Here is a 14,778-nt window from a genome sequence, read left to right as displayed (position 1 = left end):
CATTCAGCGGTCAGCCGCCAAGCTGCGCCGTTTTTCGTATTCACCTTCCCCCGGATCTTCCGTGCCGATCAACGCCGACCTTCCCGCCGTGCGCCTGACCGACGTCCGCCTCGACCGTGGCGGACGCGCGGTGCTGCGCGACATCGCACTGTCGGTGCCTCGCGGCAGCGTGACAGCGGTGCTGGGGCCGTCGGGCAGCGGCAAGTCGACGTTGCTGGCCGCGCTGACCGGTGAACTGGTGCCGGCGGCGGGGACGGTCGAGGTGTTCGGACAACCGGTGCCGCGCAGCAAGCGACCCTTGCTGGAGATGCGCAAGGGCATTGGCGTGCTGTTGCAGGGCAACGGCCTGCTCACCGACCTGACCGTGGCCGAGAACGTGGCACTGCCGCTGCGCGCGCACACCGATCTGCCCGACGCGGTGGTCCGCCGCCTGGTGCTGATGAAACTGCACGGCGTCGGCCTGCGCGCCGCCGCGGATCTGTATCCACGTGAACTCTCCGGCGGCATGGCCCGACGTGTCGCCCTGGCGCGCGCGCTGGCGCTGGACCCGCCGCTGATGATCTACGACGAACCGCTGACCGGGCTCGACCCGATCGCCAGCGGCGTCGTCATGGACCTGGTCCGTCGCCTCAACGACACGCTCGGCCTGACCAGCATCATCGTCACCCACCACGTGCACGAAACCATGCCGGTTGCGGACCACGCGGTGGTGATCGCCAACGGCCGCATCGTGTTTTCCGGCACGCCGGCGGAATTGCAGTCGACCCAGGATCCATTGGTGAAGCAGTTCTTGAATGGCGAACCCGATGGCCCGATCGCGTTCGATACCGCCGCGCGCGCCATGGAGGCTGCGTAATGCCTTTCGTTGCCGCCACCCGCGCGGTCGGCGCCGCCGGCCTGTTCACGTTGTCGGTGCTGCGCGCGTCGAAACCGACCGCTGATTTCTGGCGCGAACTCGTTCGCGAGATCTACAAGGTCGGCGCGCGTTCGTTGCCGATCATCGCCGTCGGCGGCGCCTTCGTCGGCCTGTCGGTCACCCTGCTCGGTTATCGCGCGCTCGATACCTACGGCGCCAGCAACCAGATCAGCGCGCTGGTCGGCCTCGGCCTGTACCGCGAACTGGCACCGGTGCTGACCGCGTTGCTGTTCATCGGCCGCGCAGGCAGCTCGATCGCCGCCGAACTCGGGCTGATGCGCGCCACCGACCAGATCACCGCGCTTGGCCTGATGGCCATCGATCCGGTCGCGAAAGTCGTCGCGCCGCGCTTCTGGGCGGCGGTGCTGTGCATGCCGTTGCTGGTCGGTTTCTTCTGCAGCCTCGGCATCAGCGCCAGCTACTTCGAAGCCGTGCACGTGATCGGCATCGATGCCGGCACGTTCTGGCAAGTGCTGAAGGATGCGGTCGATTTCCGCCACGATTTCCTCGTCGCGTTTGAGAAGGCGGCGGTGTTCGGCGGCGTCTCGGCGCTGGTCGCGTCCTACGTCGGCTACCACGCCGAGCCGACCATCGAAGGCACGTCGGTGGCGACCACGCGCGCGGTGGTGAACGCATCGCTTCTGGTGCTGATGTTCAATTTCGTTCTTTCCGCTTTGCTGTTCAGGAGTTAACGACCATGCGTGGTCCTCGTCTCGAATTCGCCGTCGGCGCCTTCCTGCTGCTGGCCTTGGCCTCGCTGCTGGTGCTGGCGATCGCCTCCACCAACGGCAAGCTGGGCATCGGTGGCGACAGCTATCCGCTGACCGCGCGCTTCTCCACCATCGGCCAGCTGCGTGCGTCGGCGCCGGTGAAGATCGGCGGGGTCGTGGTCGGCCAGGTAGCCGACATTCAGCTGGACCCGGTCAAGTTCGACTCCGTGGTCACGCTCGCCATCGACGACAAGTTCAAGGACCTGCCTGCCGATACCGCGGCCGGCATTTTCACCAGCGGGCTGCTCGGCGAAAGCTATGTCGGCTTGAGCCCGGGCGGCGATCCGGAAACGCTGAAGCCCGGCGACGAGATCGCACTGACCCAATCCGCCGTCGACCTGATGCAGCTGGTCGGCAAATACATGTTCAGCGGCGGCGGCAAGCCGGTCGAAGTCGAAGCCGAAGCCGCACCCGCCGACGCCGCCACTGCCACCGAACCCCAATCCGAATCCGACTCCGCCCCCACGGAAGAGACCCCATGAAGCGCAACTTCTTTGCCATCGTCATTGCCTCGACGCTGCTGACCGCAGCGCCGGCGCTCGTGCTTGCACAAGGCACGCAGGCACCGGCGGCCGCCAAACCCGCCGCCGCCACCACGCAGGGCGTGCCGAGCCAGCTGGTGCTGAGCAACGCCACCCGCATCGTCGCCACGCTCGAGAAGCGCCGCGCCGAGTTCAAGCAGAACCGCGCCGCGCTGGACAAGTTCATCGCCGGCGAATTCAACGCGATGTTCGACCGCGAATACGCCGGCCGTCTGGTCCTGGGCCGGCATGGCCGCGGTGCCTCCGACGCCGACGTCAAAGTGTTCGGCGACGCGCTGGCCGACAGCCTGATGTCGCGTTACGGCGGCGCGCTGCTCGACTTCGACAGCGGCTTGAAAGTCCGGGTGAAATCGGAAACCTCGCTGCGCGGCGGCGCCATCGTCAAGGTCGCGAGCGAGTTCGTACGCACCGCCGGCGAGCCGATCCCAGTCGACTACCTGATGCGCAAGACCGGCAGCAACTGGAAGGTGTTCGACGTGATGGTCGAAGGCGTGTCCTTCGTGCAGACCTTCCGCAGTCAGTTCGACGCACCGCTGTCGCGCAAGACCATCCCGCAGGTCGCCGCCGACATCCGCGCCGGCAAGTTGCAGGCCGATGCCAGCACCAACTGACGCCAACCTGCGTCGCGAGGGCGAAACGCTGCGTTTCACCGGCGCGCTCGAGCGCGCCGCGGTCGCGGTGTTGTGGCCGCAGGCACTGGCTGTACTGGCCGGTGTCGCGCGCTTCGACCTGCGCGACGTGAGTCAGGTCGACAGCGCCGGGCTGGCATTGCTGGGCGAATTGGCGGCGCGCGCCGGCGGTGGCATCGCCTTTGACAGCATCGCCATCGACGGCGAGCCTGCCGGCCTCGCCGCATTGCGCACGGCGTATCGCCTCGACCCGTCGCTCGGCTTCGCCACCTGAGCCGTTAAACTGTGGGCATGACGCCCCCACGCCTGTTCCTGGCGCTGCTGCTCATCATCGGCAGCGCCAATGCCCAAACCACGACCGCCCCGGTCGAAACGCCAACACCGATCACGAGCGAGGATCCACGAACGGATCCACAAACGCCGCCCGTGACCGAGCCCGCGCCTGTGAATGCGGGCAGCGACGCACCGCAGGCGGAGGTGACAGAAGCGCCGCCGCAGGACGAGGTCGCGCCGACGCCCCATGCGTCGGACACGCCGACCACGGCCGAACAGGCCGCTGTCGAACAGGCCGCTGTCGAACAGGCCGCAGTCGAACAGGATGACCAGGCGCTTTACGGCGACCAGGACGAGCAGATCGTCGGCCTGCCGACGCCGGCGGAATTGCCCACCTCCTACGATCCGTGGGAAGGCTTCAACCGCCGCATGCATCGCTTCAACGACGTGGTCGATCGTCGCATCGCCAAGCCGCTGGCCAAGGCCTACGTCGCGACGGTGCCGCGTCCGGTGCGACTGGGCGTCAGCAATTTCTTCAGCAATCTCGGCCAGCCGGTCAGTGCCCTGAACAGCCTGTTGCAGGGCAAGCCGAAACGGGCCGCGCAGGCGTTTGGGCGGTTCGCGCTCAACAGCACCCTCGGTCTCGCCGGCATCTTCGATCCGGCCACCGACGCCAAGCTGCCGCATCGCAGCGAGGACTTCGGTCAGACCCTGGGCGTGTGGGGCTGGAAGCGCTCGCGCTACGTCGAGCTGCCGCTGTTTGGCCCGCGCACCGTGCGCGATGTGTTCGGCATGGTCGGCGACGCGCCGCTGGCGCCGATCCGCGGTATCGAGGAAGACAAGGCGCGCGTGTTCCTGCAGGGCCTGCAATTGGTCGACGTGCGCACGCAGCTGCTGTCGGTCGACAGCATGCGCGAAGGCGCTACCGATGATTACGCGCTGCTCCGCGACGCCTGGATGCAACGCCGCAACTACCAGATCTTTGGCGACCGCCAACTCGAAGGCGACGAGAACCTGCCCGACTACCTGCGCGAAGAAGACGAGAACCCGATCGTGCCGGCCGATGCGATGCCGGTGATGCCGACGGACGTGAACTGATCGCTGGCCTGCAGCACGCGTAGTTCATGCGCCACGACCCCTACAACCGGTGGAAGGAACCGCTGCCGGCATGGTTCACGGGCATGTTGCGCACCTTCGGCTGGCTCGGCGCGCTGGGACTGATCTACCTGGTCGGTTCCTTCGCTGCAGGCATGAAGCGCGCCAACGACTATCCGGCCTGCGAAGCGCAGGGGTCGCGCATCGACGGCAGCGCCCTGGACCGCACGCGCGGATTCCTGCGCTGCCTGCAGGACCGGGCCGGCCTGCTCGATGGCATGACGCTGAAGTCCACCAGCCGTTTCGTCGAACCAATGCCCCTGACGCCGCCCGAATACCACGGTACGTGGATCGCTACGCGGCCCGGAAGTCGCTGGCGCGTCGACTTGAATGGCGACGGCACGTTTTACGCCGCGCAGCTCGAAGGCCCGACGACAGCGAACGGGTCCAGGTCGCTCACCGGCGTGTGGAGCGTGGTCGATGAGCACTTCGTGTGGTTGTACGACGAAGGCCAGGTGTGGCCGCCGGACATCAACCCGATCCGCGACGCTGACTCCGGGAGCTTCAATCTGCGCGAGAAGGACGGCAGCCTGACCCACTACGAACGCTAGCGGCTGTAGGCATTGTTCCAGGCGTTCTTCTAGGCGTTACGGCGGGCGCGGGCCTATTCGCGCGCCGTTTCGTCATCGCTTTCCAGTTCCGTGCCCAGCAAACGCCGGCTCTCGTCGGCCGGCAAGGCTTCCACTTCGCGCAATTTTCGCGACAGCATGCGTGAGCGGCGGCCGGTTTCCTCGATCTTGTTGCTGGCTTCGTCGAGCTTCTTCTTCACGCCGTCGAGCACCACGCCGAACTTGGCGAACTCGGTCTTGACCGCGCCCAGCGTGCGCCAGACTTCGCTCGAACGTTCCTGGATCGCGAGTGTGCGGAACCCCATCTGGAAACTGGTCATCAGTGCCAGCAGCGTCGTCGGCCCGGCGACCGCGATGCGCTGGTCGCGTTGTAGTGCATCGACCAGGCCCGGCCGGCGCAGCACTTCCGCATACAGGCCTTCGGTCGGCAGGAACAGGATCGCGAACTCGGTCGTATGCGGCGCGGCGACGTACTTATCGCGGATGCGCTGCGCCTCCAGGCGCACGCGTCGTTCCAGCGCATCGCCTGCCGCGCGCGCGGCTTCGAGATCGGCGCGTTCCTGCGCATCCAGCAGCCGCTCGTAATCCTCGCGCGGGAACTTGGCGTCGATCGGCAACCACACCGGTGCCTCGCCGCTCGAGCCGGGGAAGCGCACCGCGAACTCGACCCGCTCGCCGCTACCCGGCACCGTCGCCACGTTGGCGGCGTACTGATCGGGCGCGAATACCTGCTCCAGCAAACCCGCCAGCTGCACTTCGCCGAACACGCCGCGCGACTTCACATTGGTCAGCACGCGTTGCAGGCCGCCGACATCGGCGGCGAGCTTGTTCATGTCACCCAGGCCCTGGTGCACCTGCGCCAGCATGGTGGTGACGTTGCCGAAGCTCTCGGTCAGACGCGTTTCCAACGTCGCATGCAGCTTCTCGTCCACGGTGGCGCGCATCTGTTCGAGCTTGGCCTCATTGCCGGTCTGCAACTCGCGCAGACGGCCTTCCAGCGTCGCGCGCATTTCGCCGAGGCGGGCTTCGTTGTTGCGGGTGAGTTCGCCGATGCTGGCATCCAGCGCAACGGCGAAGTCGCGCAGCGCCACCGCTGCCTCCGTACGCGCCTTGCGCGCGTCCTCGGTCAGGGCTTCGCGCAGGTCTTCCAGGCGCTGGTCGGTGCGCAGCGCCGCGTCGTTGAGCTGCCCGGCAAAACCGCCGATCCGCTGCTCCTGCTGCGCCGACAGGCTGTCGAGCTGCTGTCGTAATTCACCGCGGCCCTCGCGTTGCTCGTCGCGCAGGGCCTGTTCCAGGCGCGTGTCGGGTTTGCGCAACAGCAAGGCGAACAGCAACGCGATCGCGATGACGAGCGCGACCAGCAGGACGACGAGCAGCATGGTGGTCTCAGGCATGGCGACAGTGTAGCGGGGGCGGTCTCAACGGCTGCGAATCCACTGCCCGCGGTGACGATTGCGATGCCCATTCGCTTACCTGGGCAGCGCGGCTTCACCCGCCATCCGCAAGCCACGATCGCGTCAGTCGAGCACGCGGCAGAACACCGCCTTGAGATAGCGCGACTCCTGCACCTGCGCCAGCCACGGATGATCGGCGCCGGCACCGCTCACTTTCAGCACCTGCACGGTGCGCCCGGCGTAGAACGCGGCGCGGCGCAGCATGTCGAGGAACTGTTCCTCGCTGACCAGGCCGGTGCACGAGAACGTCGCGAACAGGCCGCCTGGCTTGACCACGCCGAGCGCGAGCTTGTTCATGTCGAGGTACTTCTTCAGCGCCGGGATCACCTGTTCGCGGTCGCGGGTCATCTTCGCCGGGTCGAGGATGACGACGTCGAACAGATCGCCGCGATTGCCGGCGTCGCGCAGCCACGGAAAGATGTCGGCCTGCACGAACTTGACGTGCGCATTATTGAGCTTGGCGTTGCCTTTGGCGATTGCCAGCACGTCCTCATCGATATCGATCCCGACCACTTCGCTGGCGCCACGCGCGGCGGCGTAGACGCCGAAGCCGCCGGTGTTGCAGCACAGGTCGAGCACGCGCTGACCGGCGACCTGCTGCGACAGCCATTCGCGATTGTCGCGCTGGTCGGCGAAGAAACCGGTCTTGTGCGCGCCGGCGGGGTCGGCGCGGAAGCGGATGCCGTGCTCACTGATGATCGCGGGCGCGGCCGGCTCGCTGCCGCGGAAATCGAAACTTTCCTGCTTCTGGATGTGCTCGTCGGCGAAGGCATGGAAGCGGCAGCCGGGGAACTGCGCGCGCAACGCGTCGTAGATCCATTCGCGATGGCGGAACATGCCGGCGCTGAAGTATTCGACCACGAGCAGGTCGCCGTAGCGATCGGCGACGAGCCCGCTGAGGCCATCGCCTTCGCTGTGCACCACGCGCCAGGCGTCGCTCACCGCGTCGAGCTTGAGCACGTCGCGACGCAACGACACCGCCGCGGCGATCTTGCGCGCGAACCAGCCGGCATCGACCGCGATGTCCGGATCGGTTTCGAGGATGCGCAGCGCGATCCGCGAATGGCCGTTGTAGAAACCGCGGCCGATCCACACGCCATCGACGCCGACGATGTCGACGATGCTGCCCGGCTTGGGCTTAATTGCCGGCTTTTCGACCAGCTTTTGGAAGATCCACGGATGGGTCGAACGCCAGGCGTTCTTGAGCCTGACTACGGGCAATTCGCTATTCATCGCGCCATTCTACGCGGCGTCCTACTCCCTCCCTTTCGCCGGAGGCGAAGGGGTGAGGAGGGCCGCTTGCGAGCCACTGGCTCGCGGCCCGACGAACGCCCGACGGCTATGCCGGCGGGCCGGACGGGTTGGGGTGGGGTGCTTTTTGCTTTCGCCGTTGCTGCTGCGCGCAAAGAGCACCCCCTCCCAACCTCCCCCTGCGCTGCGCGCAAGGGGAGGAGTTGAGCCCTTGCATCCGCGCTGGCCGTCGCCATCCTCAAGCCATGCACCTGCCCGTCCACGACGATCCGCCCGACCCGCACGCCCAGCGCATGCACGACCGCCGCCGCGTGCTGCGTGCGTTCAACGCCAGCCTCGCCTTCGTCCTGCTGCTCGCCGCGGTGTTCACCGCGCAAAAGGGTTTCGACGCTGGCGCGTGGGCGGTCACGCCACACGCGGTCGAAGGCCTGATCGGCCTGCTGACCGGGCCAGTGCTGCACGGCTCGTTCGCGCATGTGACCGCGAATGCGGTGGCGTTGCTGCTGCTCGGCACCCTCGCCGGCAGCGTGTATCCGCGGGCGACACTGCGCGCGTTGCCGTTGCTGTGGCTGGGGTCCGGTCTCGGCGCGTGGCTGCTCGGCGAGCCCGGCACGCACCACCTCGGCGCCAGCGGCGTGACCCACGGGCTGATGTTCCTGGTGTTCACCCTCGGCCTGCTGCGCCGCGACCGCCCGGCGATCGCCGCGGCGATGATCGCGTTCTTCCTCTACGGCGGCATGCTGCTGACGGTGCTGCCGCAGGAGCCAGGCGTGTCGTGGCAGTCGCATCTCGGCGGCGCGCTTGCCGGCCTCGTCGCGGCCTGGTTGTTCCGTCGCAGCGATCCGCTGCCGCCGCGCAAACGCTACAGCTGGGAGCTCGAGGAAGAGCTCGCGGCCGAAGCCGCACGCGCGGAACGAGAGCAGTTCGAACCGGTCAGCCCGCGCGACGTGCCGGTGCTATGGCAGCGGCCCTCCGAGCCCACTGGCGTGGTGCTGCCATTTCCGCCGAAAAGGTCGGATTAACGAATATTTGACATTGCTGAATGCAATGCGGAAACTTGCCCGGCCCGTGCCGGGCAATTCATATCAAACAGGGAATTCCGCAACATGAAGAAGATTTTGGCGCTCTCCACCGCGCTGGTTCTGGCTGGTCTGTCGACCTCGGCGTTCGCAGTCGAAGCCGGCCAGGGTTATGTCCGCCTCGAAGCGGGCAATAGCGAGATCGAAATCGAAGATACGTCTTCCGATGAAACCGCGTTCAACGTCCGCGGCGGCTACTACTTCACCCCGAATTTCGCGTTCGAAGCCTTCTATGCCAACTATGGCGAGGACTCCAGCGACGGCATCTCGGCCAAGCTCGACGGCTTCGGCGTCGGCGTGGTCGGCAAGAAGAATTTTGGCCCGGACAACACCGGCTTCTTCATCAATGGCCGCGCCGGCATCGCCCGCATCACCACCGAGCTGAGCGTCGCTGGCGTCGGCAGCGTCGATGACAGCTCGAACAAGGCGTATTTCGGCGTTGGCGCCGGCTACGACTTCAACCGCAACTTCGGCCTGAGCCTCAACTACGACATCAACAAGGCGGAAGCCTTCGATGTCAGCATCGATGCGAACACGCTGACCGCAGGCCTCGAGTTCCGCTTCTAAGCATCACGCGACACCGCGACACCCGAACGGCCGTCATCGACGGCCGTTCTTTTTGGGCGATTCATATCCCCGATCGCGTAACACGGCCTGGCCATGCAACAAAACGCCCCGCGTGTGCGGGGCGTTCCATGCCGCAAGGCGCGTCGGTCAGAACTTCGCGGTGAACTGCGCACCCCAGGTGCGCGGCTCGTTGACCATGCCGGTGAGGTTGTTGAAGTCGATGCCGGCGACGATCACGTCCTCGTCGGTGATGTTGCGGCCGAACACCGCGACCTCGTAGGCGCCGTTGCTCCAGTTGTAGCCCAGGCGCAGGCCGCCTTCCACCTTCGACTTGCCGATGAACTCCACCGAGTCGTAGAGGAAGAAATTGACCTCGCTGCGATAGGCCCAGTCGGTAAAGGCGAAGAACTCGCCGTTGCCGACCGGCACGCCATAGCGTGCGGTCACGTTGTAGACGTGCTTCGGCGCCTGCGGCAGCGAGTTGCCATCGATCAGCACCGCGCCCGGACGATTCGGATCCGCCGGATCGAGCACGGTGCAGGCCGCGCACGGGAACACGCTGAGGTCGCTGTCCTGGATCTCGGTGTCGTTGTAGCTGGCGCCGAAGGTCACCAGCAGGTTCGGTGTCAGGAAGGCCTCGAGGTCGAACTCGGCGCCCTGGCCGACCATCCGGTCGGCGTTGACCAAGCGCGCGATGTTGGCGTCGCCGCCGACCGCGGTGAGCTGCTGGTCATCGACTTGGTAATGGAACACCGCAAGGCCCATGCGCAGGCGGTTGTCCCACACCTGCGTCTTGATGCCCGCTTCCCACGAGATCACCGTCTCCGTATCGGCGACGGTCACGTAGTCCGCGCCGGTCGCAGGCGTGAAGATGAGGTCGGCGAACAGCAGGCGGCCCTGGATCGACGGCGCGCGGAAGCCCTTGGCGACGCGCGTGTAGAGGTTGGTCGCTTCGCTCAGCTCGTACACGGCGCTGAGATCCCAGCTGATGTCGGAGTCTGCGGTGCTGATCGAGATGGGTGCGATCACCGGTGGATTGAACGGTGTCGGCTGGTCGCGCGCCGCGGTGAAGTCCTTTTCGTCGCGGGTGTAGCGCAGGCCGCCGCGCAGGATGAAGCGGTCGGTGACGTCGAAGTCGGCCGATGCGAACACCGCCCACGCGGTGTTGTCCTGCTGCTGGCTGGCGTGGCCGTTCTGCGGCTGGCCCGGCGCGAAGTCGTCGTAGTTGAACGTGTCGACATCGATCTCTTCGTCGAACCAGAACAGGCCGGCCTGCCAGTCGAAGCGGCCCCACTCGTTGGATTCGAGGCGGAATTCCTGGCTCAGCTGGCGGTGTTCCGGCAGGCCGTCGGCCGACTGCGCGTTGAAACGCGCGCCCGTCAGCGGCGGGCCGATGTCGGCGCCGTCACCCGTGAAGAAATCGAACGTGTAGACCGAGCCGCCGTCGATGTCGCCGCGGCTGAAGACTTCGACGCTCTCGTAACCGGTGATCGAATGCAGCGTGGTACGACCGAAATCCCAGCGCATGCGCAGGTTGGCGCCGACCTGGTCGAGGTCCTGCACGTTGGTGCCATCGATGTAGATCTTGTCGCGCTCGTAGCCGGGGACGAAATCGTTGGTGCCGGGCTGGATGATGTTGGCGCGGAACAGGCGCGCGGTGCCGTCGAGCTTGCGCATGTGCACGTTGGCCAGCGCCTCGAAATCGTCGCTCGGCGCGAACAGCACCTGCAGCCGCGCGGCGGTTTCCTCGTAACCCTCGAGATCATCGCCGGGACCATTGTTGACGTTGTCGACCCAGTCGTCGCGACGCTGGTGCAGGACCGACAGCCGCGCCGACACGCCCTTGGCAAGCGGTCCGGTGATGGCGCCTTCCAGGTTCATGGTGCCGTACGAGCCGTAGGAAATCTTGCCGTAGCCGCCGAACACCTCTTCCGGCCGCGCCGACGAGAACTTGATCACGCCGGCCGGCGAATTGCGCCCGAACAGCGTGCCCTGCGGACCGCGGTACATCTCGACCTGTGCCATGTCGAACATCGGAAAGCCCTTGAGGATGGGGTTTTCCTGCACGACATCGTCATAGACCAGCGAAACGGGTTGCGAAGCGTTGAGGTCGAAGTCGGTGTTGCCGAGGCCGCGGATGTAGAAGCGCGGGAACGCGCGGCCGAACGAGGACTCGATGTTGAGGCTGGGCAGGCGACCGGACAGCAGACGGACGTCTTCGCCACCGGACACGAGCACCTCGAGCTTCTCGCCATCGACGGTGGTGATCGCCATCGGCACGTCCTGCACGTCCTCCACGCGGCGCTGTGCAGTGACCGTCACCGTGTCCAGCGTGGCGGGCTTCTGCTCGGTGCTGGCGGCCTGCGGTGCGGTGGCCCCCTGCTCCTGGGCCAGCGTGTTGCCCAGTGGTAGCAGAGTGGCGATGGCGAGTGCCAACGCGCACGGCGACGGACGGCGGTTCATGCTCATGGTGTCCCCTTGGCGTGTGGGCACCCCCGGCGCCCGTCAACCGTTGATGTTGCTACACGATGACAGCCACAGCAAACGGGGCGGTATGGACGCGTCGCGTTCAGCGTCCCAGTTGCCGGTCGTGCAACCGCGACCACAGGAGCAGCGACAGCGCCGCGCCGCACAGGCACAGGAACATGTCCCACTGCGTATCCCACTGGTCGCCCTGGGTCGCGAGGAACGCGTCCGCGTCGGCGCCGAAGGCGAGCGCTGCCCACCATTCGATCAATTCGAACAACGCGCTGAAACTCAGCGCCGCGGCCAGCACCAGGTAATGGAGCCAACCGCCGCGTTGCAGCGGCGTGCAGCGCAGCAGCAGTTCGCGCGCCAGGATCGCCGGCACGAAACCCTGCATGAAGTGGCCGACGCGATCCCACGGATTACGCTCGAAACCAACTAGATCGCGCAACTGGAAACCCAGCGGCGTTTCCGCATAGGTGTAGGCGCCGCCATAGATCAACACCAGCGCGTGGGTGGCCAGCAACCAGCACAACAGGCGCGTCAGTGGGAAGCGCTGCCAGTTCGCCATCACCAACGGCAGCGCGACGATCACCCACACCACTTCCAGGAACCAGGTCATGCGATCGGTTGGCGCGAGCCCGGACCACAGCAGCGCACCGGCGACAAGAATGATCAGCAACCACGCCTCGAAGCGAGCAGGCGGCTGCGCGATGACGTTGCGGTGGTCGGTCATGGCAGATCCCGTGGTGACTATGAACGTGCCGACAAAGGCAGACCGCGGAAGACCTTCACCGTGCGCAACACGAAACTGGAATTGACGTCGGCGACGCCGGCTTGATTCAACAGACGGTCGAGCAGGAAACGCGAGAAGTGCTCGAGGTCGTGCACGACGACTTGCAGCAGGTAGTCCATGTCGCCGGTGAGTGCATGGCAGGCGACGACTTCATCCCAGCTGTTGACGAAATCACTGAAGGCGGTGATCGCGGCGCTGTCGTGGCGATTGAGCTGCACGCGCACGAACGCCTGCAGGCCGAGGCCCAGCCGTTCGGGATCAACTTCCGCGCGGTAGCCGGCGATCACGCCCTCGCGTTCCAGCCGCTGTACGCGGCGCAGGCAAGCCGAGGCCGAGAGATGCACGCGCTCGGCCAGCTCGGCATTGGTCAGCCGGCCCTGGCGTTGCAGCTCGGCCAGGAGCAGCAGGTCGGTACGGTCGAGTTCGACGGCTGGCATGTTCGTGCGCCTTTCATGCAATTTCCGCAAGAATCATGCGCCAATCGCAATCATACGCGCAACAACGCAAGACTATTGCGCAGATCGGCGGTTACAGTGCTTCTTATGAACACTGCCTCCCCCAACCGCGTCGAACACCAGCTCACCGACAAGGGCTATGTCCCGGTCTACACCACTGCCGTGGTCGAGCAACCATGGGCGAGTTACACGGCGACCGACCATGAGGTCTGGGCGACGTTGTTCAAGCGCCAGCGCGAAATCCTGGTCGGCCGCGCCAGCGACGAATTCCTGCGCACGCAGGCGGCGATGGGGATGTCGCCGCAGCAGATCCCGAAATTCGACGACCTCAACCAGCGGCTGCGCGCTGCCACCGGCTGGGAACTGGTCGGCGTCGAAGGCCTGCTGCCGGAACTTACGTTCTTCGACCACCTCGCCAATCGCCGTTTCCCGGTGACGTGGTGGATCCGCAAACCCGAGCAGCTCGATTACCTGGCCGAGCCCGACCTGTTCCACGACCTGTTCGGCCATGTGCCGCTGCTGATGAACCCGGTGTTCGCCGACTACATGCAGGCCTACGGCCGCGGCGGCGTCAAGGCGCACGGCATTGGCCCGGAAGCGCTGGTCAACCTCACCCGCCTGTACTGGTACACCGTCGAATTCGGCCTGATCAAGCAGGCCGACGGGCTGCGCATCTACGGCAGCGGCATCGTCTCGTCCAAGGGCGAATCGATCTACTGCCTCGACAGCGCCGCGCCGAACCGCATCGGCTTCGACCTCGAACGGATCATGCGCACGCGCTATCGCATCGACACCTACCAGAAGACCTACTTCGTCATCGACAGCTACGAGCAGTTGATGGAAGCGACGACGCCGGACTTCCGCCCGATCTATGAGCGCCTGGCGCAGCTGGAGTCGTATCCGGCCGGCATGGTATTGCCGACCGATGTCGTGCATCACCGCGGCACGGGCGAAGGCTGGGCGAGCGACGGCGACGTTTAGTTCGCCGTCGCGAGCAACGGCGCGACGGGTTTCGACTTCGGCTTCGGTTTCCAACGCCGATCGATCAGGATCTTGGCGATCACCGCCACCAGCACCGGCCCGAACCACGCGACGTAGTTCAGCGTACTGCCGCTGATCGACGGCATCAGCCGCGGCAAGCCGATCGCGAGGAAGGCAATATGCGTCGCGATGCCGTTGCCGAGCATGCCGGTGTAGTGCGCTTCGAGCCACCAGCGCGGCTGCGCGGCGAGACGCGCACGGTGCAGGCGCCGGTCGAAGGTCTGATACGCGGCGAACAGGCCGACCGCCGAGAAGCCCATCAGCAGCGGCGAGCCGACGCGATAGCCGAGCGCGAGCACACCCAAGCCCGACAGCAGTGACAGCACACCCAAAGCCACATAGATCGGGCCGGTGAAACGCACCACGTCGTGCTTGTCGCGGATCGCGCGCCATGCGCCCCACACACCCGTCGCAGTGATCACCACCAGGTAGCCCAGGAATGCCGCCATCACCGGTTTTCCAATGCTGTAGGCGTGCCATGCCATCGGCGTCGCGGTGGCGATGATGCCCGTCATCGCCAACAGGTAGGCCTGGCCGACGCGGCGATGCAGCGGGCTGCCCTTGCGCAGGAACGCGGCGAGCCAGAACGTGAGCAGGGCGAATGCGCCGATGCTGCCGTGGATCGCGACGATCGTCGAATAGGTGCTCATGTGGGCCTCCTCAGCGGTTGCGTACAGCTTCCGCGCGCGGCACGCGGCAGCGCAGTGCCCGTCGTCATCGCTTCACCCTGCCGGAAGTCATTCGTTGCCGTCCGTGGCGCTGCGACGCAACCTGCGGATCGTCCTGCCGAAAGTCACTTTCTGCGCCACATGCAT

The 14,778-nt window shown here is 66.1% G+C and carries 16 protein-coding genes; 10 read left to right on the top strand and 6 right to left on the bottom strand.

All coding sequences use genetic code 11. The features are described 5' to 3' along the window. Positions 1-88: 88 nt before the first annotated feature. The 7 genes from MO486_RS08900 to MO486_RS08870 are packed head-to-tail and all read left to right on the top strand — an operon-like array spanning position 89 to position 4,836. Positions 89-856, top strand: a complete 768-nt coding sequence (locus MO486_RS08900) for an ATP-binding cassette domain-containing protein (protein ID WP_242906705.1) — start codon at positions 89-91, stop codon at positions 854-856. Next, positions 856-1,608, top strand: coding sequence for an MlaE family lipid ABC transporter permease subunit (locus MO486_RS08895; protein WP_242906424.1), 753 nt, complete (start codon positions 856-858; stop codon positions 1,606-1,608). Before MO486_RS08900 ends, MO486_RS08895 begins: the two co-directional genes overlap by 1 nt. Before the next feature lie 5 nt (positions 1,609-1,613). Continuing rightward, positions 1,614-2,168, top strand: coding sequence for an outer membrane lipid asymmetry maintenance protein MlaD (gene mlaD, locus MO486_RS08890; protein WP_242906422.1), 555 nt, complete (start codon positions 1,614-1,616; stop codon positions 2,166-2,168). After that, a complete protein-coding gene (locus MO486_RS08885) occupies positions 2,165-2,839 on the top strand; it encodes an ABC transporter substrate-binding protein (protein WP_242906420.1) in 675 nt (224 codons plus the stop codon). Before mlaD ends, MO486_RS08885 begins: the two co-directional genes overlap by 4 nt. Then, positions 2,823-3,131 carry an STAS domain-containing protein gene (locus tag MO486_RS08880; RefSeq protein WP_242906418.1) on the top strand — a complete coding sequence of 103 codons (309 nt, stop codon included), beginning with the start codon at positions 2,823-2,825 and terminating at the stop codon, positions 3,129-3,131. Before MO486_RS08885 ends, MO486_RS08880 begins: the two co-directional genes overlap by 17 nt. Before the next feature lie 17 nt (positions 3,132-3,148). Beyond that, entirely contained in the window at positions 3,149-4,228 is a 1,080-nt protein-coding gene (locus MO486_RS08875; RefSeq protein ID WP_242906416.1) for an MlaA family lipoprotein, read from the top strand. 26 nt (positions 4,229-4,254) lie between these two features. Next, positions 4,255-4,836: a hypothetical protein gene (locus MO486_RS08870; RefSeq protein ID WP_242906414.1), complete on the top strand. Its 582-nt coding sequence runs from the start codon at positions 4,255-4,257 to the stop codon at positions 4,834-4,836. Positions 4,837-4,889: 53 nt separating this feature from the next. On the opposite strand, the gene rmuC is transcribed toward MO486_RS08870, so the two are convergent. Then, the gene (rmuC, locus tag MO486_RS08865; RefSeq protein WP_242906412.1) at positions 4,890-6,248 is read right to left on the bottom strand and encodes a DNA recombination protein RmuC; all 1,359 of its coding nucleotides are present in this window, start codon (positions 6,246-6,248) and stop codon (positions 4,890-4,892) included. Positions 6,249-6,371: 123 nt separating this feature from the next. Next, the gene (locus tag MO486_RS08860) at positions 6,372-7,541 is read right to left on the bottom strand and encodes a class I SAM-dependent rRNA methyltransferase (protein WP_242906410.1); all 1,170 of its coding nucleotides are present in this window, start codon (positions 7,539-7,541) and stop codon (positions 6,372-6,374) included. A gap of 263 nt (positions 7,542-7,804) precedes the next feature. Between MO486_RS08860 and MO486_RS08855 the strand changes: the two genes are divergently transcribed. Then, positions 7,805-8,581 (top strand): rhomboid family intramembrane serine protease, encoded by a 777-nt coding sequence (locus MO486_RS08855; RefSeq protein WP_242906408.1) that lies wholly within the window; start codon positions 7,805-7,807, stop codon positions 8,579-8,581. Between the two features lie 84 nt (positions 8,582-8,665). After that, on the top strand, positions 8,666-9,205 hold the full coding sequence (locus MO486_RS08850) for a porin family protein (protein ID WP_242906406.1): 540 nt from the start codon (positions 8,666-8,668) through the stop codon (positions 9,203-9,205). 147 nt (positions 9,206-9,352) lie between these two features. On the opposite strand, the gene MO486_RS08845 is transcribed toward MO486_RS08850, so the two are convergent. The 3 genes from MO486_RS08845 to MO486_RS08835 form a co-directional block, all read right to left on the bottom strand. Continuing rightward, complete coding sequence (locus MO486_RS08845; RefSeq protein WP_242906388.1) at positions 9,353-11,674, bottom strand: TonB-dependent receptor; 2,322 nt, start codon at positions 11,672-11,674, stop codon at positions 9,353-9,355. Positions 11,675-11,774: 100 nt separating this feature from the next. Beyond that, positions 11,775-12,407: a DUF2238 domain-containing protein gene (locus tag MO486_RS08840; protein WP_242906386.1), complete on the bottom strand. Its 633-nt coding sequence runs from the start codon at positions 12,405-12,407 to the stop codon at positions 11,775-11,777. A 17-nt stretch (positions 12,408-12,424) separates the two neighbouring features. Beyond that, complete coding sequence (locus MO486_RS08835; protein ID WP_242906384.1) at positions 12,425-12,904, bottom strand: Lrp/AsnC family transcriptional regulator; 480 nt, start codon at positions 12,902-12,904, stop codon at positions 12,425-12,427. Between the two features lie 105 nt (positions 12,905-13,009). On the opposite strand from MO486_RS08835, the gene phhA reads away from it, so the two are divergent. Beyond that, positions 13,010-13,903 carry a phenylalanine 4-monooxygenase gene (gene phhA, locus MO486_RS08830; protein ID WP_242906383.1) on the top strand — a complete coding sequence of 298 codons (894 nt, stop codon included), beginning with the start codon at positions 13,010-13,012 and terminating at the stop codon, positions 13,901-13,903. On the opposite strand, the gene MO486_RS08825 is transcribed toward phhA, so the two are convergent. After that, a complete protein-coding gene (locus tag MO486_RS08825; protein WP_242906381.1) occupies positions 13,900-14,613 on the bottom strand; it encodes a hypothetical protein in 714 nt (237 codons plus the stop codon). The two genes, phhA and MO486_RS08825, sit on opposite strands and share 4 nt — an antisense overlap. Positions 14,614-14,778: the final 165 nt, after the last annotated feature.

The sequence above is a fragment of the Lysobacter sp. CFH 32150 genome (genome assembly GCF_022758295.1).
Classification (GTDB): domain Bacteria; phylum Pseudomonadota; class Gammaproteobacteria; order Xanthomonadales; family Xanthomonadaceae; genus CFH-32150.
The sequence above is the reverse complement of the archived record's forward strand: the minus strand, read 5'-3'. Positions and strand labels throughout refer to the sequence as shown.